The sequence below is a fragment of the Pseudomonas sp. Q1-7 genome (assembly GCF_028010285.1).
GTDB lineage: Bacteria > Pseudomonadota > Gammaproteobacteria > Pseudomonadales > Pseudomonadaceae > Metapseudomonas.
The window spans coordinates 3,879,125-3,902,870 of sequence record NZ_CP116304.1 but is presented as its reverse complement, the minus strand read 5'-3'; the positions used below and the strand labels follow the sequence as shown (position 1 = coordinate 3,902,870).

Below are 23,746 nucleotides of genomic sequence, written 5' to 3'. Positions count from 1 at the left end.
ACCCGATCAGAGGCCGTATTTCTTGACCTTGTCGAACAGGGTGGTCTTGGCCATGCCGAGGGCGATGCTGGCCTGGCTGAGGTTGCCGCCGTGGCGTTCCAGGGCGGCGCCGAGGAGGGATTTCTCGAAGGCTTCCACCGCCTCGGCGAAGCGCGGTTCGTTGCCGTCCGGGGCCTGGCCGCTTTTCTTGAACACCGGCAGGCCGAGGGCGAAGCGCTCGGCGACGTTGCGCAGTTCGCGCACGTTGCCCGGCCAGTCGTGGGCCATCAGGGAGGAGAGGGTGGCGTTGTCCAGTTCCGGCGCGGCGCGGTCGAAGCGCAGGGAGGACTGCTGCAGGAAGTGCTCGAACAGCAGCAGGATGTCTTCGCGACGGTCGCGCAGAGGGGGCAGCTCCAGGGTCACCACGTTGAGGCGGTAGTAGAGGTCACTGCGAAAACGCCCGGCCCTGCCTGCTTCGGCCAGGTCGAACTTGGTGGCGGCGATGATGCGGCAGTCCACCGGAATCGGCTGGTTGGAGCCCAGGCGTTCCAGGGTCTGTTCCTGCAGCACGCGAAGAAACTTGATCTGCAGGTTGATCGGCATGCTCTCGATCTCGTCGAGGAACAGGGTGCCCTGGTGGGCGTGCTCGATCTTGCCGATGCGGCGTTTGCCGGCGCCGGTGAAGGCGTGGGCCTCGTGGCCGAAGATTTCGCTGTCGAACAGGTTCTCCGGCAGGCCGCCGCAGTTGAGTGCGACGAATTGTTTTGACTGGCGCCGGCTGTAGTCGTGCAGGCAACGGGCGACCAGTTCCTTGCCGGTGCCGGTTTCGCCTTCGATCAGCACGTTGGCCGCGGTGTCGGCTACGTTGGCGATGAGTTCGCGCAGGGCCTGGATGGCCGGCGAACGGCCGATGATGCGTTGCTCCAGGGATTGCCGGCCGGCCAACTGGCGGCGCAGGCTCGACACTTCGCGGGCCAGGGCGCGCTGCTCCAGGGCGCGGCGGGCGACGTCCACCAGGCGCTCGGGGGAGAAGGGCTTTTCCATGAAGTCGTAGGCGCCGTCGCGCATGGCCTGCACCGCCATGGAAATGTCGCCGTGGCCGGTGATCAGCACCACCGGCAGGCTGCGGTCGCGGCTCTTGAGGCGTTCCAGCAGGGTGAGGCCGTCCATGCCGGGCAGGCGGATGTCGCTGATGACGATGCCGGCGAAGTCTTCGCCCACTCGGGCCAGGGCCTCCTCGGCGCTGCCGACGCCGATGCTCGGGATGTCTTCCAGGGCCAGCGCCTGCTGGCAGCCCATCAGGACGTGGGGGTCGTCTTCGACGATGAGGACGCTGAGGGGCTCGGTCATGGGGCGGGGCTCGCGGAATCTTCGGGGTTTTGCAGCAGCGGCAGGCAGAGCTCGAAGGCGGTGCCGCCGCTTTCCGGGTGGTGCGCCGCCAGGCTGCCGCCGGCAGCGGTGGCCAGGCTGGCGGAGAGGGTCAGGCCCAGGCCCAGGCCGTGTTCGCCGGGCTTGGTGGTGAAGAAGGGTTCGAACAGGTGCACGCGGTTGGCCGGGTCGATGCCGGGACCGTTGTCGCGCACCTGCAGGCGGTAGTTGTCGCCGTCGGCCAGGCCGCTGAGCCAGAGCTGGCAGTCGGTCTGGCCGCTCATGGCGTCCAGGGCGTTGGCGACGAGGTTGACCAGGATCTGCTCCAGGCGGGTCTGGTCGATGGCCAGCAGCACGTCGGCGAAGTCCCGGTGCAGGGTCAGGGCGGTGTGCTCCAGGCGGGTGTTCAGGAGGAACAGCGCGGCGTCCACCGCCTTGCCCAGGCGCGCCTGGCCGTGGTCGTCGGAGCGCCGGGCAAAGGCACGCAGGCTGGCAGTGATGCGGCCCATGCGGTCCACCAGTTCGTTGATCGCGGCGAGGTTGGTGCTGGCGGTGTCCAGGGCGCCGCGCGCCAGGAAGCGCACGGTGTTGCCGGAGAGGGTGCGCAGGGCCGCCAGGGGCTGGTTGAGTTCGTGGGCGATGCTGGTGGACATCTGCCCGATCACCGCCAGCTTGCCGGCCTGCACCAGGCTGTCCTGGGCCTTGCGCAGGTTCACCTCGGTCTGCCTGCGCTCGCGAATTTCCGCCAGCAGGCGGCTGTTGCTGGCGCGCAGGTCCTGGGTGCGCTCGGCGATCTTGCGTTCCAGTTCGTTGTTCGCCGCCAGCAGCGCTTCGCGGGCGGCCAGGCGGGTGGCGAGGACCTTGCGCCGCTCGTTCCAGGCGATCAGCAGGAAGGCCAGCAGGGCCACGCCGACGGCGGCGAGCATGCCCTGGATCACCGCCTCGCGGCGCAGGTCGGCCAGCGGCGAGAGCAGGGTGAAATGCCAGGGGGTGTCGTTGAGCGGGCGGGTCTGCGCCAGGTAGGCGACTTCACCCTGTGCCTCGCTCAGGGCGCCGCTGGCGGCGAAGCTGATGGCCTCCAGGCCTTCGCCGAGCACTTCGCGCGAGCGCGGCTCCCATTCGTTCAGCGCCCACCAGTAGTACTGCAGGCTGCGGGCCAGGCGTTCCTTGTCCTCGGCGGACAGCGGGCGCACCGCCTTCATGCGCAGGGCCGGGTCGCTGGAGAGGATGATGATGCCGTTCTCGTCGCTGACGAAGGCCTGCAGGCGGGCCTTTTCCCAGCGCTCCTGGAGGGCTTCGAGCTTCACCTTGACCACCGCCACGCCAATGATCCGCCCTTGGTAGCGCAGGCCGTGAGCCAGGTAGTAGCCGGCTTCGCCCGTGGTGCTGCCGATGCCGTAGAAGCGGCCGGGACGGCCCTGCACCGCCTCCTGGAAGTAGGCGCGGAAGGCCAGGTCCTCGCCCAGGTAGCTGTCTTTGTCGCGCCAGTTGCTGGTGGCCAGCACGCGGCCGCTGGTGTCCAGCAGGTAGATGGCGCGGGCGCCACTGCGGCGGTTGAGGCCTTGCAGGTAGTCGTTGACCAGGTTGCGCCGATAGGGCGTGGGGTTGAGCAGCAGGTGGCTGACGCTGGATTCCAGCTCCAGCAGGCTGGGCAGGTAGGTGTAGCGGTTGATCTCGCTTTCCACGGCGCGGGCGTGGAGTTCCAGCTGGCGCTCACCGTTGTCCCGCAGTTGGCGGATGCCCGCCTCTTCGCTGAGGTAATAGCCGAGGTAGCCGCAACCCAGCATGCACAGGAGCAGCAGCAGGAACAGCAGCAAGTGACGGGACAGGTGCGGTTTCACGATCAGGGCGGGCGGCATGGCGCGGAGGGTAGGGCATTGCATCATAGTCATCCGGGCCTTGCCAGTCGCCGCTCGGGCGCCGAGCGGCGGGGTGGTGGGAGTGGGTACGGGCGAACTTGCCCTCTCCCCCGACCCCTCTCCCACAGGTGGGAGAGGGGAGGCACTTAGTGCTGGAGGATCTTTGCGAGGAACTGCTGGGCGCGGTCGGAACGGGCGTTGACGTCACCGAAGAACTCGTCCTTGGCGCAGTCTTCGACGATCTGCCCGCGGTCCATGAAGATCACCCGGTCGGCGACCTTGCGGGCGAAGCCCATTTCGTGGGTCACGCACATCATGGTCATGCCTTCCTGGGCCAGCTCGACCATCACGTCCAGCACTTCGTTGACCATTTCCGGGTCCAGCGCCGAGGTGGGTTCGTCGAACAGCATCACCACCGGGTCCATGGCCAGGGCGCGGGCGATGGCGACGCGCTGCTGCTGACCGCCGGAAAGCTGGCCAGGGTGCTTGTGGGCGTGGGCCTTGAGGCCGACGCGGTCGAGCAGCTTGAGGCCCTTGTCCAGGGCCTCTTCCTTGCCACGGCCGAGCACCTTGGTCTGGGCGATGGTGAGGTTCTCGGTGATGGACAGGTGCGGGAACAGCTCGAAGTGCTGGAACACCATGCCGACGCGGGAACGCAGCTTGGGCAGGTTGGTGGCCTTGTCGGCGATGGAGGTGCCGTCGACCACGATGTCGCCCTTCTGGAAGGGCTCCAGGGCGTTCACGCACTTGATCAGGGTGGACTTGCCGGAACCCGACGGGCCGCAGACCACCACCACTTCACCCTTTTTCACCTCGGTGCTGCAGTCGGTCAGCACCTGGAAGTCTCCGTACCACTTGTTGACGTTCTTGATGGAAATCATACGGCTAACCTTTTCTGCAGGAGTTTGACCAGCTGGGAGGCGATGAAGCTGACGCTGAAGTAGACCAGGCCGGCGAAGATGAGGAACTCGTGGGGCTGGCCGATGATGTCGCCACGGGAACGGGCGGCGTTGAGGAAGTCCATCAGGCCGACGGTGTACACCAGCGAGGTGTCCTGGAACAGGATGATGCTCTGCTGCAGCAGCAGCGGGGTCATCTTGCGGAAGGCCTGGGGCAGGATGATCAGCCGCATGCACTGGCCGTAGGTCATGCCCAAGGCCTGCGCGGCGCCCATCTGGCCCTTGGGAATGGCCTGGATGCCGGCGCGGACGATTTCGCAGAAATACGCCGCCTCGAACATCATGAAGGCCACCAGGCAGGAGGTGAACGCACCCACCGGGGTGTCTTCGCCGGTGATCGCCCGCAGCAGGAAGGGCACCGCGAAGTAGAACCAGGTGATCACCAGCAGCAGCGGGATGGAGCGGAAGTAGTTGACGTACAGCCCGGCGATCTTCGCCAGCAGCGGGTTGTGCGACAGGCGCATGAGGGCCAGGACGGTGCCCAGCACCACGCCGCCGACGATGCCCAGGACCATCAGCTTGAGGGTCATCAGCAGGCCGTCGCCGAGGCCCGGCAGGGCGGGGATGATTGCGCTGAAATCCATCATTTACCCCCTACGGAGATCAGGCCGGGCACTGCGACTTTCTTCTCCACCAGGCGCATGAGCAGCATCAGGCTCATGTTCAGGGTGAAGTAGATCAGGGTGGCCAGGGTGAAGGCTTCGAACAGGTTGGCGGAGAACTCGGCGGTCTGCTTGGTCTGCGCCAGCAGCTCCATCAGGCCGATCAACGAAGCCACGGAGGAGTTCTTGAAGATGTTCAGGAACTCGCTGGTGAGCGGCGGAATGATGATGCGGAAGGCCTGGGGCAGCAGCACGTAGCGGTAGATCTGCGGCAGGCGGAAGCCCATGGCGCGGGCGGCGCCGAGCTGGCCCTTGGGCAGGGCCTGGATGCCGGTGCGCACCTGCTCGCAGACGCGGGCGGCGGTGAACAGGCCGAGGCAGACGACCACGCTGAGGTAGGCCGAGGTGGCCGGGTTGAGGTCCTGCTTGAACCAGATTTCCAGCGGCTCGGGCAGCAGGTCCGGCACCAGGAAGTACCAGAGGAACAGCTGCACCAGCAGCGGCACGTTGCGGAAGATTTCCACGTAGACGGTGGCGATGCCGGACACCCAGCGGTTCGGCATGGTGCGCATCACGCCGAGCAGCGAGCCCAGCAGCAAGGCGATGATCCAGCCCGCCAGGGCGATGGCGATGGTCCAGCCCAGGCCGGTGACGAACCAGTCCAGGTAGATTTCGCTGCCGATCCCGGTGGACTTGAAGAACACGCCCCAGTCCCAGTTGTAATTCATCAGGGTTGTCCCCTATCAGGTCGATCGTTCTGCGGTGAAGGTGGGGGAGCTGTCAGGAGCACGGCGATATTTCAGGCCGGCTGCGAACATCTCCCTCTCCCTCTGGGAGAGGGCTGGGGTGAGGGTTGCATGACCCCGCACGGAGCCCACTCCCCACACCCCCGGTCCCCACCCTGCGCCCCTGCCCAAGCGCTTCGCGCTTTGGCGTTCATCGGCACTGGAAGCCGTGCTTCCAAACGCGTGCCTCTTCACCCCAGAAGGGTGAGGGGAGAAGAGCAGCCCATCTCCCGGAAGGGGATGGGCAAGACAGGTCAGATTTCTTCAGCCGACTTGTCGGTGGGGGCGGCCACCAGCTTCTTCAGCTCGTCGCTCATGGGGAAGTTCAGGTTCAGGCCCTTGGGCGGGATGGGCTGGGTGAACCACTTGTCGTAGATGCCGTTGATCTCGCCGGAAGCGAAGGTGTCGGCGATGGCCTTGTCGACCACTTTCTTGAAGGCTTCGTCGTCCTTGCGCACCATGCAGCCGTAGATTTCGAAGGACTGCGGGGTGCCGGTCACGACCCAGTCGTCGGGCTTCTTGGCCTTGGCCATTTCGCCGTAGAGCAGGGCGTCGTCCATCATGAAGGCCACGGCGCGGCCGGATTCGAGCATCAGGAAGGACTCGCCGTGGTCCTTGGCCGAGATGATGTTCATGCCCATCTGCTTCTCGGCGTTCATGGCCTTGAGCAGGCGCTCGGAGGTGGTGCCGGCGGTGGTCACCACGTTCTTGCCTTTCAGGGCGTCGAACTCATTGATGCCGGCGGATTTCTTCGACAGCAGGCGGGTGCCCACCTCGAAGATGCCGACCGAGAAGCCGACCTGCTTCTGGCGCTCCAGGTTGTTGGTGGTGGAGCCGCACTCCAGGTCCACGGTGCCGTTCTGCACCAGCGGGATGCGGGTCTGGGAGGTCACCAGGTTGTAGCGGACCTTCAGCTCCGGCATGCCCAGTTCCTGCTTGATGGCTTCGACCACCTTCAGTTGCAGGTCATGGGAGTAGCCGATGGGCTTGCCCGGCTCGGTGCCGAGGTAGGAGAAGGGGATGGAAGCGTCACGGTGACCGAGGGTGATGGTGCCGGTCTCCTTGATCTTCTTCAGGGTACCGGTCAGCTCGGCGGCGAAGGCCGGAGCACTAATCAGGGTTGCTGCGATAGCGGTGGCCAGAACCTTGGGGAGCATACGCATGAACGACAGTCCTCGATGGTGAATTGTTCTTATCGGCGCGAACGGATGATCGCGTCCGTCGGGGATCTGTATTGGCAGAATGCGTGCCAGCTGTATGGCATTCCTCTATTGCTTATAAGTTATTGAAAAATAAAGATTTTATTTGCGGCTGTGACTGCTTGGTTCCGCCCTGCGTCCGGCTTGCCGAATATCCAGGTCGAACGGCGTTCGGATTTCCGAACGTGATTCGTCGCGCCCCCGACTATTCGTCCCCGTGGGAGGCGTCGCGGAACTCGCTGGGGGTGAGCCCGGTGTTCTTGCGGAAGAAGCGGCTGAAATAGCCCACGTCGGAGTAGCCCAGGTCGTGGGCGATGGTCTTGATGCTCTGGCCGGAGTGGGCCAGTTCGCGCTTGGCCTCCAGCACCAGGCGGGCGTTGATCACCGCCATGGGGCTCATGCCCAACTGTTCCTGGCAGAGGCGGCCGAGGGTGGCCAGGGTCACGCCCAGTTCGGCGGCGTAGTCGTTGACCGTGCGGTGGTTGCGGAAATGTGCCTCCACCAGCTCGCGGAAGGCGCGTACCTGCTGGCTGCGCCGGCCCTGGGCGGGGATCGGCTGGCCGGCGTCGGCCACGGCGAAGCGGAAGATGTGGATCACCAGGGCCAGCAGCAGTGACATGCTGCAGGCCACGTGTTCGCGGGCGCGGTCGTGGTACTCCTGATGCAGCGCCAGGCACAGGGGCAGCAGCGGGTCTTCGCCGGGTTCCCAGTGGGGCAGGGGGATCACGTGGGGTTTCTGCAACTGCGGCAGCAGCGCCGGGGAGAGCACCCGTGCGGTGCTTTCCAGAGGCGGTTGCAGGGCGGTGATCACATGGCCCTCCACCTGGCCGGCCCACTGGAAGCCATGGACGATCTGAGCCGGGATATGGATGACACAGGGGGCCTGGGCTCGGACCTTCTCGCCTTCCAGCAGTACGTCGCCAGAACCCTGCATCAGGTAGAGGATCTGTACCTGGCCGTCGTGGCGGTGGGGGGCGATCTCCCAGTTGTAGGCACCGGAGCGCTTGGAGATGGACTCCACCTGCAGCGACTCGTGCCATACCGGCTGCGGCGCTTCGCCATAGAGGTCGTAGTTGGGGATGCTGCTCATTGTTGTTGTGGTTCCATCAGGCCGAGTTGCAACCCTATCCATCGCGGCAGGTGCGGGCAAACCCGACGGTCGTTGTTCGGACACTTTGTCGAAAATGTCTGGCTGCTTGCGGAGTTTGTCCATTCTGCTGGCGCCGCCGTCGGCCATAAGCTGGGCTCCAGGCGCCGGGCTGCCAAACGTCCCGCCGCCATCCGCTTTTCGTGCTGGCCTGGAGACAAGAATGAACACATCCCAAGCACAAGAATCCTGGCTCGATCTCACCGGCGCCGTGTGCGTCGTCACCGGCGCCGCCGGTGGCATCGGTACCGAGATCGCCGCTTCCCTGGTCCGCCAGGGCGCCCGTGTGGCGCTGCTGGACCTGGACCTGGACAAGTGCCGCGACCTGGCCGGCGTACTCGCACAGGAGGCCGGCGAGGAGATTCCCGCCATCGCCTGCGACATCGCCGACCCGACCAGCGTGCAGGCCGCCGCCGACCAGGTGCTGGCCCGCTACGGCCGTTGCGACGTGCTGGTGAACAACGCCAGTGTGCTGCGCCCGGCGGCGCTGGAAGACATCACCCTGGAGCAGTGGAACCAGGTGCTCGCGGTGAACCTCAACGGCTACCTGCTGTGCTCCCGCGCCTTCGGCCGCGCGATGCTGGCCCAGGGTGGCGGGCGCATCGTCCACGTGGCCTCCATCGCCGCCCATTACCCGCAGACCTGGAGCGGCGCCTACAGCGCGGCGAAGGCGGCGGTGGGCATGCTCTCGCGCCAGTTGGCGGCGGAGTGGGGCGCCCGTGGTGTGCGCAGCAACGCCGTCTGCCCCGGCCTGATCCGCACACCGCTGTCGGCGGCCTTCTACGCCGACCCGAAGGTCGAGCAGGCGCGCAAGGACATGACCGCCAACGGCCGCATCGGTGAGCCGGCGGACATCGCCAATGCCGTGCTGTTCCTCGCCAGCCCGCGTGCGGACTACGTCAACGGCGCCGAGATCACCGTCGACGGTGGCCTCGAGTCCATGCTCATGGCGCTGATCCCGCGCCCCGGCTACGAGTCGCCAGTCAGCCCCGCCTGACCGCCCCGATCCCCCGAGCCGCCGCTGCCCGCGTATAGCCGGGCGGGACGCGCTCGCCCCGAAATCCGAGAGAGTCAGTCCATGAACCAAGACAATGCCAAGCGCATCAGCTGCGACGTGCTGGTGATAGGCGCCGGCGCCGGTGGCCTGTCCACCGCCATCACTGCGAAGAAACAGGGCCTGGATGTGGTGGTGATCGAGAAGGACGCCTGCTTCGGCGGCACCACCGCGTTTTCCGGCGGGGTGCTGTGGATTCCCGGCAACCGCCACGCCCGCGCCAATGGTGTGAAGGACAGCCGTGAGGCGGCGCGCACCTACCTGCAGAACGAGACCGGCGCCTGCTTCGATGCCGAGGCGGTGGACGCCTTCCTGGATGCCGGCCCGGAGATGGTGGAGTTCTTCGAGCGCGAGACCGAGGTGAAATTCGTCCCCACCCTCTACCCGGACTACCACCCGCACATTGTCGGTGGCGTCGACATCGGCCGCTCCATCCTCGCCGCGCCCTACGACATCCGGGGCCTGGGCAAGGACATGGCGCGCCTGCGCCCGCCGCTCAAGACCATCACCTTCATCGGCATGATGTTCAACTCGTCCAATGCCGACCTGAAGCACTTCTTCAACGCTACCCGCTCGCTGACCTCCTTCGTCTACGTGGCCAGGCGCCTGGCCACCCACCTCAAGGAGCTGGTGCTGTACCGGCGCGGCATCCAGGTCACCAGCGGCAATGCCCTGGCGGCGCGGCTGGCCAAGTCCGCGCTGGACCTCGGCATCCCGATCCACACCAACACCGGCGCTCGCGAGCTGCTGCTGGACAATGGCCGGGTGCGCGGCGCCCTCGCCGATGGCGGGCTGCGTATCGAGGCCCGGCGCGGCGTGGTGCTGGCCTGCGGCGGTTTCTCCCATGACCTCAAGCGCATTGCCGAGGTCTACCCCCATGTGCGCCGGGGTGGCGAGCACTTCTCGCCGGTGCCCGCGGGCAACACCGGCGACGGCCTGCGCATGGCCGAAGCGGTGGGCGGCAAGGTGGATATCCGCTATCCCGAGGCGGCGGCCTGGATGCCGGTGTCCAAGGTGCCCATGGCCGGTGGCTTCACCGCCTTCCCGCACCTGCTGGACCGCTACAAGCCCGGGGTGATCGGCGTGCTGCGCAACGGCCGGCGCTTCACCAACGAATCCAACTCCTACCACGACGTGGGCGCGGCCATGGTGAAGGCCTGCGAAGGCGAACGGGAAACGGCCATGTGGCTGGTGTGCGACAGCCGCACCATTGCCAAGTACGGCCTGGGCTATGCCAAGCCGGCGCCGATGCCGCTGGCGCCGCTGCTGCGCAATGGCTACCTGGTGAAGGGCCGCAGCCTGGCCGAGCTGGCGCGCAACGCCGGGCTGGACGCCGCCGGCCTGGAACGTACCGTGCGCGAGTACAACCAGGGCGCGGAGCGCGGCGAGGACCCCGAGTTCGACCGTGGCGGCAACGCGTTCAACCGCTACCTGGCGGACCCGGAACACCGCCCCAACCCCTGCGTAGCACCGGTCAGCGAGGGACCGTTCTATGCCCTCAAGGTGGTGATGGGCGACCTCGGCACCTTCGACGGCATCCGCACCAGCGTTCAGGGCGAAGTGCTGGACGCCGCCGGCGAGGCGGTGCCCGGCCTCTATTCGGTGGGCAACGATCGCGCCAGCGTGATGGGCGGCAACTACCCCGGCGCCGGCATCACCCTGGGGCCGATCATGACCTTCGGCTACCTCACCGGCCGCCACCTGGCAGGTGTCACCACCGTCAAGGCCGGGCGCCAGGAGGTGGCCTGATGAACCACAAGCCGGTCGTGGACCACCGCATCTACACCATCCGCCCGCGGGCCATGGGCGAGTTCCTCGAGCTCTTCGACCGCCTGGCCATGCCGGTTCTGCTGAGGCACCTGGGGCCGCCGCTGGCCTTCTACACCAGCAGCATTGGCCCGCTGAACCAGGTGGTGCACTTGTGGGGCTACGACAGCCTGGCCGACTTCGAGAAACGCAGCCTGGCGCGTGACCGCGACCCGGCGTTCGCCCCGTATCTCACGGCCACCACCGGCCTGGTGCTGGCCCAGGAGACGCGGATCATCCGCCCCGTCCATTTCAATGCGCTGGAGGGATTGCAGCCATAGGGTGGATCACGCTCCGCCGATCCACCCATCGGCGGAAACGAAGCGCGATTCCCACTCGGCTCCGGAGACAGCCAGTAACTCGGATCAACCCCGCCACTGCCGGCGGGACCGCGCAGGGAAGCGCGCAATCTCAACAACAACAAGAAAGCGGCGCGGCCGGCCAGGCCGGGAGCGCCCGATGCGAGAGGTGCAAGACGTGAACAGTACGCAGAACATCGATGTGCGTGAGCTGATCAACAGCCGGCCCCTGGGCGGCTATCAGAAGTGGGTGGTGTTCCTGGGCTTCCTGATCATCGCTCTGGATGGGTTTGACGTGGCGATCATGGGCTTCATTGCCCCGCAGCTGAAAATGGACTGGGGCCTGGCGCCCATGGCCCTGGGACCGGTGCTCAGCGCCGCGCTCATCGGCCTGGCGGTGGGCGCCCTGGTGGCCGGGCCCCTGGCCGACCGCTACGGGCGCAAGGTGGTGCTGGTGACCAGCGTGTTCTTCTTCGGCCTCTGGACCCTGGCCACGGCGTTTTCCACCAGCGTCGAGATGATGGTCGCGCTACGCTTCCTCACCGGTCTCGGCCTGGGCGCGGCCATGCCCAACGCCAGCACCCTGGTGTCGGAGTACGCGCCGGAGCGCAGCCGGTCCTTCCTCATCACCGTGGCTTTCTGTGGTTTCTCCCTGGGAGCGGCGGGCGGTGGCTTCCTGTCCGCCTGGATGATCCCGGCCTTCGGCTGGCACAGCGTGCTGGTGCTGGGGGGCGTGCTGCCGCTGCTGGTGGCGCCGGTGTTGCTGTTCGGCCTGCCGGAGTCGGTGAGCTTCCTGGTGGCGCGCAACGCCCCGGCCGCACGCATTCGCCGTATCGTCGAGCGCCTGGCTCCCGGCGTGGCCGGCCCCGACAGCCGCTTCAGCCTGCCCAGCGTGGCAACGGGGCAGCGCGGCGCCATCGGCATCGTGCTGTCGCCGCGCTACCGCTTCGGTACCCTGATGCTCTGGGGTGGCTACTTCCTCTCGCTGTTCCTGGTCTACCTGTTCAGCAGCTGGCTGCCGACCCTGGTGAAGGAAGGCGGCGGCTACAGCGTGGCGGACGCCGCCATCATCACCTCCATGTTCCAGATCGGCGGGCCGGTGGGCGCACTCAGCGTGGGCTGGGCCATGGACCGTTGGAACAAGCAGCGAGTGATCATGTTGGCCTTCCTGCTGGGCGGCGCGGTGATCTTCGCCATCGGTCACGCCACCTCGGACTTCGCCCTGCTGTGCGCCATCGCCTGGCTGGTGGGCTTCTTCCTCAACGGTTCCAGCGTCGGCATGAACGCCCTGGCGGCGTGCTTCTATCCCACCGAGGCGCGGGCCACCGGTGCCAGCTGGATGAGTGGCATCGGCCGCTTCGGCGCCATCCTCAGTGCCTTCGCCGGCGGACAGATGCTGGCCTTGGGTTGGTCCCTGCCCCAGGTGTTCACCGCGCTCGTGATTCCCGCCGGGCTGGCGGCGCTCGCGGTGCACGCCCAGGGACGCAGGGCGGAGCGGGTTTCCCGGGCGCAGGCGCTGGGGCTCGAACCGTCCTGATTGACAGGCGCCGCCGGCTCGGGGCGGCGCCTGTCCCTTTTCTTTCCCCCATCCCCGCTTGCGTGGCAGGCGGGCGCTCACCGACAAGAACAAGAGAGACGCGAATGACTTACCGCTTCCTGCTGGGGGCCGCGCTCTGCTGCGCGAGCCTCGGCGCCACGGCCGGCCAGGCCGACGCCAGGGGCTTCGTGGAAGACAGCCACCTGGACCTGCTCAACCGCAACTACTACTTCAACCGGGACTTTCGCCACGGCGCCGCCAATGGCCTGGGCAGCAACGCCGGCAAGCCCCTGGCCGAGCGCAACGGCTACCGCGAGGAATGGGCCCACGGGATCATGGCCACCTACCGTTCGGGCTTCACCCGGGGCACCCTGGGCCTCGGCCTGGACGCCCACGCGATGCTCGGCCTGAAGCTGGACAGCGGCGCCGGCCGCACCGGCACCAGCCTGCTGCCGGTCGACCGCGATGGGGAGCCGCGCGATGACTACGGGACCCTGGGCGGCGCGCTGAAGCTGCGGCTGTCCAATACCGTGCTGAAGTACGGCGAGATGCTGCCCGAGGTCCCGGTGTTCGCCGCCAGCCAGGCGCGTCTGCTGCCGAGCATGGCCACGGGGTTCAGTCTGGTCTCGGACGAGCTGGCCGGGTTGAACCTGCAGGCCGGCCATTTCACCCGTACCCGCGGGGTCGACTCCAGCAACAGCGATGGCGAGCTGACCACCGACTACGCCGTGTTGCCCACTGCGCGCAGCGTGAGCTATGTGGGCGGCACCTGGACGCCGGACGGACGCTTCAACCTGAGCCTGTACACCTCGGAACTGGAGGACATCTGGCGACAGCACTACGCCGCCGCGAAGTACCGCATCGACCTGGCACGGGGACGGGCGCTGACCTTCGCCTTCAACCTCTACGACACCCACGACAGCGGCGCGGCCAGGGGCGGCGAGATCGACAACACCGCTTGGTCCCTTACCGCCACTTATGCGTTCGGCCCCCACAGCTTCCTGCTCGGGCGCCAGGTGGTGGACGGCGACGAGCCCCTGGACTGGATCGGCTTCGACCGCACCCAGGGCGGTAGCCTGTTCATGGGTAACGTCGGCCAGGTGGTAACCTTCAGCGAGGCCAACGAGCGTTCCTGGCAGGCGCGTTACGACCTCGACATGGCCGCCTTCGGCGTGCCGGGCCTGAGCCTGATGACCCGCTACATCCGCGGCGACGGCATGGACAACGCGAGCAGCGAGAATCCGTTCTACACCGCGCGCTTCGTCTACGACCCGGCCAAGGACAACAAGCATTGGGAGCGCAACCTGGAAGTCCGCTACGTGGTGCAGTCCGGCCCGGCGCGAAACCTGTCCCTGCGGTTGCGGCAGTCCACCCATCGCGGCACCACCGGCTATCGCTACCCGGACCATGACGAGGTGCGGTTGATCGTGGAATACCCGCTGAGTCTGTTCTAAGCGGTGCGAGGGGCCGCGCGGCGGCCCCTCACGTTTTCACTCCACCGCCTTGGACACCTCGCCCGCCCGGGACTTGGGGGCGAAGCGGGCCGCCAGGCGCATGGAGCCGGTGACCAGGCGCTGGTAGAGCGTCGGCAGCAGGCGCTGCATGCCATCCAGGACCCAGGCGTCGGCGCCGATGAGGATGCGCCGGCGGTCCTTCAGCACGCCGCGCAGGATGACGGCGGCGGCCTTGTCCGGGCTGGTGCGCAGCAACTGGTCGTTGAACTGCTGGCGGGCGCGGCTGGCGTCCTGCCCGGTGACCTTGGCCAGGCTGTCGTTCATCCGCGCGGTCTTGGCGATGTTGGTGCGGATGCCGCCCGGATGCACGCAACTGGCCGAGACCCCGCAGCCTTCCATGTCCAGTTCCTGGCGCAGCGACTCGGTGAAGCCGCGCACGGCGAACTTGGTGGCGTTGTAGGCGCTCATGCCCGGCTGGGCGAACAGGCCGAAGACGCTGGAAACGTTCACCACATGCCCTTCGCCGCTGGCCTTGAGGTGCGGCAGGAAGGCCTTGGTGCCGTACACCACGCCCCAGAAGTTGATGTTCATGATCCACTCGTATTCCGAGTAGTCGCTGCCGTCCACCGTGCCGGCATGGGCGACGCCGGCGTTGTTGAACACCAGGTTGACCCGGCCATGGTCCAGCGCCACCTGTTCGGCCCAGGCGTGCATGGCGTCGCGGTCGGCGACATTGACCCGGGTCTCGGTCACCTGCACGCCGAGCGTGCGCGCCAGGGCGGCGGTTTCCGCCAGGCCTTCGGCGTTCACGTCGGACAACGCCAGGTGGCAGCCCTGGCGGGCGAGGGCGCAGGCGAGGGCGCGGCCGATGCCGGAGCCGGCGCCGGTGACGGCGGCCACTTTGTTCTCGAAGGATTTCATGCCGGCACCTCCTGGCGGTTCAGTTGCAGTGGGCCTTGGGCCTCGTGCACCGGAGCGTTGCGGCTGAAGTGGTAGGCCGCCGGGTCGAAATTGCGGGTCAGCAGGCGAAAGCGCCAGGTGAAGCCGGGCCAGACGGTGCAGTTGCGCCCGCTCACCGGGTGCAGGTACCAGCTCTTGCAGCCGCCGGCGTTCCATACGGTGTTGCCCAGGCTGCCCTGGAGTTTGCCGTTGAACCTGTCCTGGGCTTCGCGCTTCACCTCCAGGCTGCGCAGGCGGCGTTCGCCGAGCAGGTCGAGGGCGCCGAGCACGTAATGGATCTGCGATTCGATCATGTAGACCATGGAGTTGTGGCCCAGCCCGGTATTCGGCCCCATGAGGAAGAACAGGTTGGGGAATCCGGCGGTCATGGTGCCCTTGTAGGCTTCGGGGCCTTCGGGCCAGGTGTCCAGCAGATCGACGCCGCCACGGCCGAACACCACGTTGCGCGGCAACGGGTCGCTGGGCGTGAAGCCGGTGCCGAAGATGATCGCGTCCACCTCGCGCTCGCGGCCGTCGGCGGTGACGATGCTGTGGGCGCGGATTTCGCGGATGCCGTCGGTGATCACCTCGACGTTGGGCTGGGTCAGGGCCGGGTAGTAGTCATTGGAGATCAGCACCCGCTTGCAGCCCATGGTGTAGTCCGGGGTGACCTTGGCGCGCAGTGCCGGGTCCTTGATCTTGCGCTTGATGTGGCTCTTGGCGACCAGCTCGGCGAGCTTCATCACCTTCGGCGTCAGGGCAAAGCCCACCACACGGCTTTCGAGAAGGGCGTAGATGGCGCCGCGCCAGAGCGTCTGCAGGAAGGGGAAGCGTTTGAAGCGGGCGCGTTCGCCCTCGCTGATGGCGCGGTCGGGCTTGGGCATGATCCAGGGCGCGGTGCGCTGGTAGAGGTCGAGCCGGGCCACCTGCTTCTGGATCTGCGGCACGAACTGGATGCTGGAGGCACCGGTGCCGACCACCGCCACGCGCTTGCCGGCCAGGTCGTAGTCATGGTTCCACTGCTGGGAGTGGAAGCGTTCGCCCTGGAAGCTTTCCAGGCCGTTCAGCGCGGGGGTTGCCGGAGTGGACAGCGCGCCCATGCCGGACACCACGAACTGCGCCGTGTAGTGGTTGCCGGCGGCGTCCTCGATCTGCCACAGCTCGTCCTGGTCGCTCCAGGCCAGGCGGGTGATCTCGGTGTTCAGCAGGGTCTTGTCCTGCAACCGGTACTTCTCCCAGCAGCCTTCCAGGTAAGCCTTGATCTCCTCCTGCCTGGCGAACATCCGCGTCCAGTTGGGGTTCGGTTCGAAGGAAAAGGAATAGAGGTGGGATTGCACGTCGCAGCCGCAGCCGGGGTAGTTGTTCACCCGCCAGGTGCCGCCGATGCCGGGCTCCTTCTCGAACATGAGGAAGTCGTTCTCGCCCTTCTGCTTCAGGCGGATCGCCATGCCGAGGCCGGAAAAGCCGGACCCTACGATGGCGATCTTGCAATGGCGGGCGGCGGGGTGGGGTGAGGCTGACGCAGACATGGGCCGGGCTCCTGTTCTTATTGATTGCGGCGTATACAGCTGTATACCAAGGTAGACATCTGTATACTCGCCGGCAATCCAACGCCGTCACAACCAACCTTAGGTAGGGCCAGAGATGAATGCCGCCAGCGGCGACGAACCGCAGTCGCCAGACCCTGTCACGGAAGCCCCCGGCAAGCGCCTGCTGATGGACGCGGCCCTGCGCCTCGGGGCCCGCAATCGCAGCCTGGGCAGCCTGGGCCTGCGCGAACTGGCACGCGAGGCCGGGCTGAATCCCAACACCTTCTACCGCCATTTCAAGGATGTGGACGACCTGGGGCTGGCCATCATCCGCGGCATTGCCTCCCAACTGCGCCAACCCCTGCGGGACCTGCGCCGCGAGGCGGCGGCCCGCGCCGTGCAGGGCGGAGAGGCGTCGCCGATGCTGATGGGCATCGACCTCGGCCGTGGCCGGCGGGTCTGCCATGAGACGGTGCAGCTGTTCTTCGACTTCGTCGACGGCCATGCGGAGGCCTTCATCATCGGCGTGCGCGAGCTGCACGGTGCCTCGCCCGTACTGCGCGCGGCCCTGGCCGAGGTCATGGAGGATTTCGCCGCCGACATGGCCGAGGACGTCCGCGCGTTCAAATTGCTGCCGACGCGGGTGGCGGAACCCGTGGTGCGGCGGGTGTCGCGACTGGTCAGCCGCAACCTGTTCCAGCTATCCCTGGACTACATCGGCGAGCCCGAGCGCCGCACGGCGATCCGCGCCGAGGCGGAAGAACAGGTGCTGTTCCTCTTCACCGGCGCCAGCGTGCTGCAGGTGGTGGGGGCGGTGTAGGTTTCTTTATGGTGGGGGGACTTCATTCGCGAATGAATTCGCGCCCACCAGTGCGTAACTACCTCATACACAAAAGCCCGGCCTCCGATAAAGGGGCCGGGCTTTTCATTTGCGGGCGCGCGTCCCTGTGTACTTCCGGCACCCGTCAGAAATGCCTTTCCGGCGTCTACCTGTCCCGGAGTGGATCAAGGACTGCCGGCATTTCGTCGTCGCCCACGAGCAGCGCCTGTGCTTCCCGCTGGACTCGATCCGCGACGAGGCGGGGCACTATCCGTCCTATGCGCGGGAGGTGGTCTACCCCGGCATGCACACGGATGGCGTTCGTAGGATGTGGTTGAGCGAAGCGATACCCATCGGTCCCAACAAACGGCATGGGTTTCGCGGCTCGACCCATCCTACGTTGCTACGTCGTCGTGGCCGGTCTCGTCGCAGGGACGGGCTTGGGGAGAAGTACCGCCAGTGCTCTCGGATTTCCTCCAGGCTCCAATTTGCCAGGCGGCACCTGGATGCCCCCTTCCAGGGGGCCAAGAGCAAGTCCACGTTCTACGAGTGTGGATGTTTACTCGTGAAGGGATGCGCACCTTCTCCGCGATGCTCAGCAGGGCAGACCTTCGGCCTGCTTGGCGAATGAATTCGCCCCCACAAGCAATTGGCCTTCACCTTAATTCCGTACCCTGTTCTACCACCGTGCTCTCTTCCTTGGCCTTGGCCAGGCTGTGGTGGAGGAAAGCCTGGGCGATCACGGCGCGGAGCTGGTCGTCGTCCCAGGGTTTGGTGAGGAACTTGTAGATGGCGCCCTGGTTGATGGCGTCGGTGACGGACTTCAGGTCGGTGTAGCCGGACAGCACGATGCGGATGGTGTCGGGGTAGAGGTCCTTGACCCGGCTGAGGAATTCGGTGCCGTTCATTTCCGGCATGCGCTGGTCGGAGAGGATCACCTGGATATCGTGCTTGGCCAGTTGCGCGAAGGCGTCCTGGGCGCGGCTGGCGGTGAAGATCTGGTAGCCGTCGCGGCGCAGGACGCGGGTCAGGGCGCGGAGGATGTTCTCTTCGTCGTCGAGCAGCAGCAGGGTCTGGCTCTGGCTGGACCCGGCGGGGGTTTCCAGGTAAGCCGCCGGGCTCTTGTGGTGTTCGTGGAGGAACTGGTCGAGCTGCGCGAAGGGCATGGGGCGGGCGAAGTAGTAGCCCTGGAACTCGTCGCAGTGGCTTTTCTTCAGGAAGGCGAACTGGGACTCGCTCTCCACCCCTTCGGCGATCACCCGCAGGCGTAGGTGGTGGGCCATTGAGATGATGCCCTGGGTGATGGCGGCGTCGTGCCGGTCGCTGATGATTTCCTGGACGAAGGCGCGGTCGATCTTCACTTTGTCGATGGGCAGGCGCTTGAGGTAGTTGAGGCTGGAGAAGCCGGTGCCGAAGTCGTCGATGGACAGGCGCACGCCCAGGGCCTTGAGCGCCTGCAGGGTGGCGATGGCGCGCTCGGCGTTGTCCAGCAGCACGGTTTCGGTGATTTCCAGTTCCAGCAATTCGGCGGGTAGGCGGGTTTCTTCGAGGATGCGCCGCACGCTGTCGACGAAGAGGTTGCGCTGGAAGTACACCGCCGAGATGTTCACCGCCACCACGGTGTTGACCATGCCCCGGTCGAGCAGGTCGCGGCAGTCCTGGCAGGCGGTGGCCAGCACCCATTCGCTGAGCGGGATGATCTGCCCGGTGTCCTCGGCCACCGGCACGAACTGCGACGGGGAGATGAAGCCCAACAGGGGGTGCTGCCAGCGCAGCAGGGCCTCGAAGCCGATGATGCGGCCGTTGCGGCCGTCGATCTGCGGCTGGTAGTAGAGCATGAAGGCGTTGGCTTCCAGGGCCTTTTGCAGTTCGTTGCGCAGCGTCACCCGCTCGCTGACTTTCTGCTCCAGGTCGGTGGTGTACCACTGGTAGCAGTTGCGGCCCTGCTGCTTGGCCTTGTACATGGCCAGGTCCGCTTGCTGGATCAGTTGCATGGGCTGCTGCATGCCTTGCTCGCTCATGGCGATGCCCAGGCTGGCGGTGATGTGCAGTTCGCTGCCGGTGATGGAGTAGGGGCGGGCGATGCAGTCGATGACCCGTTCGGCCACTTGCAGCACGTCCTCTTCGCGGGCCAGGTCCGGCAGGATCAGGATGAACTCGTCGCCGCCCAGGCGCGCCACGGTGTCGCCGGGGCGCACCTGCTGGGTCAGGCGCCGCGCCACTTCCACCAGTATCTGGTCGCCAATGCCGTGGCCCATGGAGTCGTTGATCGGCTTGAAGCCGTCGAGGTCGATGAACATCACCGCCAGCTTGCGCCGGTAGCGCTGGCTGATCTGGCAGCCCTGGCGCAGGCGGTCTTCCAGCAGCGAACGATTGGGCAGGCCGGTGAGCACGTCGTGGCTGGCGTTGTAGGCCAGTTCGGATTCCACCCGCTTCTGCTCCGAGATGTCGTTCTGCACACCGATGAAGTGGGTGATCTCGCCGTGCTCGTTGGGCACCGGCGCGATGTAGAGGTCGTTCCAGAAGGGCGTGCCGTCCTTGCGGAAGTTGCGCAGCACCACGTGGACCTCGCGTTTCTCCGCCAGGGCATGGCGGATTTCGGCGATGCCCGTCTGTTCGTGGTCGTCGCCCTGGAGGAAGCGGCAGTTGCGACCCAGGACCTCACCGGGGCTGTAGCCGGTGATGCGCTCGAAGGCCGGGTTGACGTAGATGATCGGCAGGTCGTCGGCGGTGGCGTCGCAGATGAGCGCGCCGTTGTAACTGGCCTCGATGCTGCGCTGGAGGATGCGCAATTGCTTTTCGGACTCCTTGGCGCGGCTGATGTCGCGGAAGGCGATGACCCAGCCCCCGAGGCTCTGCGCGTGTAGCAGCGGTGCGCAGTCATAGGCGATGTGGCGCTCGCCTTCCAGGCTGACCTCGCCATGGCGGCTGCCGGTGGCCGGGTGGCTGAAGAGGTCCAGGGGCAGGTATTCGGCCAGGTCCTGGCCGAGCAGGGCGTCGGTGCGCTGGCCGAGCAGTTCGGCGGCGGCCGGGTTGACGAAGTTCAGCCGGCCGTGGCGGTCCACCGCCAGTAGGCCCTCGCCAACGCTGTTGGTGATGGCCGAGGTGAAATCCAGTTGCTCCTGCAGGCGCTGTTCGCCGGAGAGCACCTGCTGCACCAGGCGGATGTTTTCCAGCGCCGCCACGGCCGTCTGGGCGAACTGCTGGGCGATGGCCAGGTCATCCTGGTCGAAGTCGCCGTCGAATTTGTCGGAAAGCTGGAGCAGGCCGAGGTGGTGCCCGCCGTGGTCGATCAGCGGCACGGCCAGCCAGCCATGCAGGGGGAGTTGGCCGCTGTCCCGGTCGCCGGGAACCGACAATTCCGCGCGGGTGAGCAGGGTCGGCTGGTGGCTGGCGCAGGCGCGGGAGTAATACTCCAGGCCTTCGGGCGGCAGCCGTGGGGTCGGCGGCCAGGCCTGGTATTTGGCCGACAGCGAGCAGGCGGTCAGGCCCAGGTCATCGGTCAGGTCGAGCAGTGACTGGTGAGCCCCCACCAATTCGCGCAACCGCGCGCAGATGAAGTCCAGCAGGGCACGGGTGTCGAGGATGCCGCCAAGGTGCAGGGCGGTGTCGCTGAGGCCGCGCAACAGCAGCGCCTTGCGTTCCGACTGGGCGAGAGCGTCCTGCAGGGCGCGGGTCATGCGATTGCGTTCGCCGATGTCCTTGGCGATGCCGAATACGCCGACGATCACTTCTTCGACGACGATGGGCAGCAGGGTGATGTCCAGCTCCAGCGGACTGCCGGCACGGTTGTGGCAGCGCACTTCGAAATGTTGCGCCAGGCCATCGAGGGTGCTGCGGAAATGCGTGAGGACGTGTCCGACGTCGTCTTCATCCACCAGGTCTGAAAAGGGCCGGCCGATCAGCTCGGCGATGGGGTGGTCGATCAGCTCGCAGCCCGACTGGTTGAGGCTGAGGAAGCACCCTTCACGGTCCAGGGAGAACACCGGGTCGGGGTTGAAGATGAACAGCGAGCGGTAGCGCTGCTCGCTCTCCAGCAGGCGCAGGCGGTCGTTCAGACGCTCGATGGCGATGGCCGCCAGTTGCCCGGCGGTGCCGATCAGTTGCAGGGCCTCGTCGTCCGGGGTGCTGGGCTGGCGCAGGTAGACGGCGAAGGTGCCGAGTACGTCGCCATGGTGGGACATCAACGGGATCGCCCAGCAGGCACGCAGGCCGTGGCGCAGGGCCTGTTCGCGCTGTTCGTGCCAGAGCGGGTCTTCGCTGATGTCCTTGCTCACCACCATCTGCCGGCGGAACGCGGCGGTGCCGCAGGCGCCCGCGAGGGGGCCGATGGGCAGGCCGTCCTGGCTCTGGTTGAAGGCTTCCGGCAGGCTGGGCGCGGCGCCCAGGAACAGGCGCTTGTGCTCGCCGTCCACCAGCAGCACCGAGCAGCAGGTGGAGGGGTCCAGGGTTTCGCTCATCAGGCAGATGGCCTTGAGGATGTCCGCCAGCGGCTGGTCGGTGGAGATCATGCTGAGGATGTCGCGCTGATCTTCGGCGTAGGCCTCGTGACGCACCAGGCTGGTGATGTCGTGGGCGACGGCGAACAGGGTACGTTCGCTTTCCGACCAGCCGGCGGACCAGAGCAGGTGGACCAGGCTGCCGTCCTTGCGCTGGCAGCGGTTGCGCACGGCGTCCCAGGATTCGCCACGGATGATGGCCTGGATATCGCCACGGGTGCGTTCGCGGTCTTCGGGCAGGACGAAGTCGGTGTAGGGGCGGCCGATCATCTCTTCCGGCCGGTAGCCGAGCACGCTGTGGCAGGAGGGGCTGACCTGGGTGAAGCGTTCGTCCGCGTCGATGGAGCAGAGCACGTCCATGGAGTGGTCCATGATCCGCTGGTTCTGCAGTTGCAACCGGGCCTGGTGTTGCAGGCTCAGCTCCAGTTCGCGGTTGCTGTCGCGCAGGCGCTGGCTGCGTTCGATGACCAGGCGCGAAAAGCTCTGGCTGACCATCAGCAGGAAGGTGAGACCCAGGCCGAAGAGCATGAACAGCGGCGGCAGGTAGACAGCGGCATAGTCATGGTGCAGCAGGGTCTGGTAGGTGCGCAGTTGCCAGCGCCCCTCGGGGCCGAGCTCGGTGCGCTGCTCGCCTGCTGGCAGATGGCCGTGATCCGTGCGGCGGGCGCCGGCGGCATGGATGCGCCGGGCGCCTTCGAAGATCTCCAGGGTGAAGCCGTCGAGGTCTTCGCCCAGCTGTCGGTCCAGCGCGGCGGCTACGTCCAGGCTGGCTACCAGCAGGCCGGTGGGCTGGCCGTAAAGGCGCAGCGGCGCGGCCACCAGGGCGCTGTGGTCGTCGGGACTGAAGCTCTGTACCTCGCTCATCTGCGCGCGGTCGCCCTGGCGTACCTGCTGCAGCCATTGGCGTAGCTGCGGCTGGGCGAGGAAGCGCCCCAGCCAGTCCATGGCTGCCGGGTCGCGGCGTTGCTGGCGCAGCGTTTGGAGGTCGGCATCGAGCACTGCGATCAGGTGGAGGCTGGGGAAGTCGCTGAGGTAGGCGTTGGACTCCTGTTTCCAGAGTGTTTCTGGAAGCGCGCCGTGGAGGCTGTGCCAGCGATCGGCCATACGCTGCGTCAGTTGCAGATGCAGGGTGAGGGTGTTCTCGATGGCCGAATGCGCACGCAGCAGCAACTGGTGGTTGTGGGTGTGGAGCGTACCGACCTCGTGATGGCTGAGCAGGAACCAGCCGCCGCAGGTGGCCAGGGTGCCGAGCAGGCCGGTGAGCAGGGTGCGGCGGTCGAGCAGGCGGCGCGGTCCTCCCGGCAGAGCGCAGAGCAGCAGGACGGCGATCCCGAGCAAGGCGATGAAGAGGTTGGCGACGGGCCCGGCCTCCGGGCGGAAGGCGAAGCGCGGCAGGCTCTGGAAAGGGCCGAGCAGGGCCAGTTGGGAGGCCAGCGCAAGGCCGAGCAGGGTGATGCCGCAGAGCTGGCTGAGCCAGCGCCCGCCGTGGCGGGTCACGGCAAGGAGCATGGCCAGGCCGAACAGGCAGCCGACGATCGCTTTCTCGCTCTGGACGCGCCAGTGGCCGCTGAGCAGGGAGTGCCCCTGGTCACTGCCGCCGGCCAGCACGTTGTGGCTGAGGCTGTAGCCGGAGAGGACGATCAGCAGCAGGCCGGTCAGCAGCGCCAGCCGGCGCATTCCATGGGTGGCGCCGAACAGCGCGACGCCGGCGACGAGGCTGAGCAGCGCGCTGTCGGGTAGCAGCACCAGTTCGTGGCGGGCGGGTTGGTCCTGGATGAGGAAGGCGATCAGGCCCATGCCGCCGAGGGCGATCAGGGTGAGGGCCAGGCAGTGCAGGTAGGCCTGATAGGCGAGGTCGCGAATGTGCTTGGCCATGGGGGGTTGCCGTTCCGGTGGCTGGGGCTGTTCGGA

16 protein-coding genes are annotated in these 23,746 nt (G+C 66.8%); 6 read left to right on the top strand and 10 right to left on the bottom strand.

Annotation, left to right across the window (positions count from 1 at the left end; all coding sequences use genetic code 11):
- Positions 1-6 precede the first annotated feature (6 nt).
- The 7 genes from PJW05_RS18095 to PJW05_RS18065 all read right to left on the bottom strand — a co-directional run bounded on the left by PJW05_RS18095 (position 7) and on the right by PJW05_RS18065 (position 7,841).
- Positions 7-1,281: a sigma-54-dependent transcriptional regulator gene (locus tag PJW05_RS18095; protein WP_271412252.1), complete on the bottom strand. Its 1,275-nt coding sequence runs from the start codon at positions 1,279-1,281 to the stop codon at positions 7-9.
- A gap of 44 nt (positions 1,282-1,325) precedes the next feature.
- Positions 1,326-3,230: a sensor histidine kinase gene (locus tag PJW05_RS18090; protein ID WP_271408350.1), complete on the bottom strand. Its 1,905-nt coding sequence runs from the start codon at positions 3,228-3,230 to the stop codon at positions 1,326-1,328.
- A 122-nt stretch (positions 3,231-3,352) separates the two neighbouring features.
- Positions 3,353-4,087: an amino acid ABC transporter ATP-binding protein gene (locus tag PJW05_RS18085; protein ID WP_271408349.1), complete on the bottom strand. Its 735-nt coding sequence runs from the start codon at positions 4,085-4,087 to the stop codon at positions 3,353-3,355.
- Positions 4,084-4,752: an amino acid ABC transporter permease gene (locus PJW05_RS18080; protein ID WP_271408348.1), complete on the bottom strand. Its 669-nt coding sequence runs from the start codon at positions 4,750-4,752 to the stop codon at positions 4,084-4,086. The genes PJW05_RS18085 and PJW05_RS18080 overlap by 4 nt, the downstream gene beginning before the upstream one ends.
- A complete protein-coding gene (locus tag PJW05_RS18075) occupies positions 4,749-5,495 on the bottom strand; it encodes an amino acid ABC transporter permease (protein ID WP_271408347.1) in 747 nt (248 codons plus the stop codon). Before PJW05_RS18075 ends, PJW05_RS18080 begins: the two co-directional genes overlap by 4 nt.
- Positions 5,496-5,806: 311 nt before the next feature.
- Complete coding sequence (locus tag PJW05_RS18070) at positions 5,807-6,715, bottom strand: glutamate/aspartate ABC transporter substrate-binding protein (RefSeq protein WP_271408346.1); 909 nt, start codon at positions 6,713-6,715, stop codon at positions 5,807-5,809.
- 241 nt (positions 6,716-6,956) lie between these two features.
- Positions 6,957-7,841: a helix-turn-helix domain-containing protein gene (locus PJW05_RS18065; RefSeq protein ID WP_271408345.1), complete on the bottom strand. Its 885-nt coding sequence runs from the start codon at positions 7,839-7,841 to the stop codon at positions 6,957-6,959.
- A 220-nt stretch (positions 7,842-8,061) separates the two neighbouring features.
- Here PJW05_RS18065 and PJW05_RS18060 point away from each other — a divergent pair, with 220 nt between their 5' ends.
- The 5 genes from PJW05_RS18060 (at position 8,062) to PJW05_RS18040 (ending at position 14,048) form a co-directional block, all read left to right on the top strand.
- On the top strand, positions 8,062-8,895 hold the full coding sequence (locus PJW05_RS18060; protein ID WP_271408344.1) for an SDR family NAD(P)-dependent oxidoreductase: 834 nt from the start codon (positions 8,062-8,064) through the stop codon (positions 8,893-8,895).
- 81 nt (positions 8,896-8,976) lie between these two features.
- The gene (locus PJW05_RS18055) at positions 8,977-10,701 is read left to right on the top strand and encodes an FAD-dependent oxidoreductase (RefSeq protein ID WP_271408343.1); all 1,725 of its coding nucleotides are present in this window, start codon (positions 8,977-8,979) and stop codon (positions 10,699-10,701) included.
- On the top strand, positions 10,701-11,039 hold the full coding sequence (locus tag PJW05_RS18050; RefSeq protein ID WP_271408342.1) for an NIPSNAP family protein: 339 nt from the start codon (positions 10,701-10,703) through the stop codon (positions 11,037-11,039). Before PJW05_RS18055 ends, PJW05_RS18050 begins: the two co-directional genes overlap by 1 nt.
- Positions 11,040-11,217: 178 nt before the next feature.
- A complete protein-coding gene (locus PJW05_RS18045; RefSeq protein WP_442969170.1) occupies positions 11,218-12,594 on the top strand; it encodes an MFS transporter in 1,377 nt (458 codons plus the stop codon).
- Positions 12,595-12,698: 104 nt separating this feature from the next.
- A complete protein-coding gene (locus PJW05_RS18040) occupies positions 12,699-14,048 on the top strand; it encodes an OprD family porin (protein WP_271408340.1) in 1,350 nt (449 codons plus the stop codon).
- A 36-nt stretch (positions 14,049-14,084) separates the two neighbouring features.
- On the opposite strand, the gene PJW05_RS18035 is transcribed toward PJW05_RS18040, so the two are convergent.
- Both PJW05_RS18035 and PJW05_RS18030 read right to left on the bottom strand, forming a co-directional pair.
- Entirely contained in the window at positions 14,085-14,969 is an 885-nt protein-coding gene (locus PJW05_RS18035; RefSeq protein WP_271408339.1) for an SDR family NAD(P)-dependent oxidoreductase, read from the bottom strand.
- Positions 14,966-16,516: a flavin-containing monooxygenase gene (locus PJW05_RS18030; protein WP_271408338.1), complete on the bottom strand. Its 1,551-nt coding sequence runs from the start codon at positions 16,514-16,516 to the stop codon at positions 14,966-14,968. Before PJW05_RS18030 ends, PJW05_RS18035 begins: the two co-directional genes overlap by 4 nt.
- 115 nt (positions 16,517-16,631) lie before the next feature.
- Between PJW05_RS18030 and PJW05_RS18025 the strand changes: the two genes are divergently transcribed.
- Positions 16,632-17,336, top strand: coding sequence for a TetR family transcriptional regulator (locus tag PJW05_RS18025; RefSeq protein ID WP_271408337.1), 705 nt, complete (start codon positions 16,632-16,634; stop codon positions 17,334-17,336).
- A 656-nt stretch (positions 17,337-17,992) separates the two neighbouring features.
- On the opposite strand, the gene PJW05_RS18020 is transcribed toward PJW05_RS18025, so the two are convergent.
- Positions 17,993-23,710 (bottom strand): EAL domain-containing protein, encoded by a 5,718-nt coding sequence (locus PJW05_RS18020; protein ID WP_271408336.1) that lies wholly within the window; start codon positions 23,708-23,710, stop codon positions 17,993-17,995.
- Between the last annotated feature and the right edge of the window lie 36 nt (positions 23,711-23,746).

Coding starts and splice junctions, on each gene's coding strand:
- PJW05_RS18090 (WP_271408350.1), bottom strand. CDS start 3,230: ATGCAATGCCCTACCCTCCGCGCCATGCCGCCCGCCCTGATCGTGAAA.
- PJW05_RS18085 (WP_271408349.1), bottom strand. CDS start 4,087: ATGATTTCCATCAAGAACGTCAACAAGTGGTACGGAGACTTCCAGGTG.
- PJW05_RS18080 (WP_271408348.1), bottom strand. CDS start 4,752: ATGATGGATTTCAGCGCAATCATCCCCGCCCTGCCGGGCCTCGGCGAC.
- PJW05_RS18075 (WP_271408347.1), bottom strand. CDS start 5,495: ATGAATTACAACTGGGACTGGGGCGTGTTCTTCAAGTCCACCGGGATC.
- PJW05_RS18070 (WP_271408346.1), bottom strand. CDS start 6,715: ATGCGTATGCTCCCCAAGGTTCTGGCCACCGCTATCGCAGCAACCCTG.
- PJW05_RS18065 (WP_271408345.1), bottom strand. CDS start 7,841: ATGAGCAGCATCCCCAACTACGACCTCTATGGCGAAGCGCCGCAGCCG.
- PJW05_RS18060 (WP_271408344.1), top strand. CDS start 8,062: ATGAACACATCCCAAGCACAAGAATCCTGGCTCGATCTCACCGGCGCC.
- PJW05_RS18055 (WP_271408343.1), top strand. CDS start 8,977: ATGAACCAAGACAATGCCAAGCGCATCAGCTGCGACGTGCTGGTGATA.
- PJW05_RS18050 (WP_271408342.1), top strand. CDS start 10,701: ATGAACCACAAGCCGGTCGTGGACCACCGCATCTACACCATCCGCCCG.
- PJW05_RS18045 (WP_442969170.1), top strand. CDS start 11,218: ATGCGAGAGGTGCAAGACGTGAACAGTACGCAGAACATCGATGTGCGT.
- PJW05_RS18040 (WP_271408340.1), top strand. CDS start 12,699: ATGACTTACCGCTTCCTGCTGGGGGCCGCGCTCTGCTGCGCGAGCCTC.
- PJW05_RS18035 (WP_271408339.1), bottom strand. CDS start 14,969: ATGAAATCCTTCGAGAACAAAGTGGCCGCCGTCACCGGCGCCGGCTCC.
- PJW05_RS18030 (WP_271408338.1), bottom strand. CDS start 16,516: ATGTCTGCGTCAGCCTCACCCCACCCCGCCGCCCGCCATTGCAAGATC.
- PJW05_RS18025 (WP_271408337.1), top strand. CDS start 16,632: ATGAATGCCGCCAGCGGCGACGAACCGCAGTCGCCAGACCCTGTCACG.
- PJW05_RS18020 (WP_271408336.1), bottom strand. CDS start 23,710: ATGGCCAAGCACATTCGCGACCTCGCCTATCAGGCCTACCTGCACTGC.